This window comes from Vibrio sp. 1727 (assembly GCF_033344415.1).
In the GTDB taxonomy this organism is placed as follows: Bacteria; Pseudomonadota; Gammaproteobacteria; order Enterobacterales; family Vibrionaceae; genus Vibrio; species Vibrio alginolyticus.
Genome location: NZ_JAWPOT010000291.1, coordinates 1 through 685 on the forward strand (window position 1 = coordinate 1; position 685 = coordinate 685).

Genomic DNA, 685 nt, shown 5'->3' on the forward strand with positions numbered 1-685 from the left:
CTTCAAGAAGTTTGTTCACCGCCCCACGAACTTTCTGAATTTCAGTCCAGAATTCGTTGTTCAGCTCTTCACCTTCCGCTAGACCAAATAGACCATCGAACCACTCACCTGTGAACACGAATTTTTCGCGCTCGCCTGGCATCTCGTTCCAGATCTCATCTGCGGTGAATGACATGATTGGCGCCATCCAACGAACTAGTGCTTCTACGATGTAGTAAAGTGCAGTCTGACAGCTACGTTGAGCGTGGCCGCCCTGCTTCGCTGTGTACTGACGGTCTTTGATTACGTCTAGGTAGAATGAGCCCATCTCGATAGAACAGAACTGCATTAGACGCTGAGTTACGGCGTGGATGTTGTATTCATCGTACGCTTTGATGATCTCTTCTTGCGCAGCAAGTGCACGACCAACTGCCCAACGGTCTAGCGCCACCATTTCTTCAGCAGGAACGATGTCTGTTGCTGGGTTGAAGCCATTTAGGTTCGCAAGGAAGAAACGCGCTGTGTTACGGATACGACGATACGCATCTGCAGAACGTTTTAGGATTTCATCAGAAACCGCAACTTCACCAGTGTAGTCTGTAGAAGCAACCCATAGACGCAAAATGTCTGCACCAAGTTTGTTCGTTACGTCTTTTGGTGCAACCACGTTACCGATAGATTTAGACATCTTACGGCCGTGACCATC

At 48.6% G+C, this 685-nt stretch carries 1 protein-coding gene; it reads right to left on the reverse strand.

The window, feature by feature from the left end; genetic code table 11:
- The coding region (locus R8O10_RS25310; protein WP_318191968.1) for a class I tRNA ligase family protein at nucleotides 1-685 on the reverse strand (685 nt) is incomplete at both ends.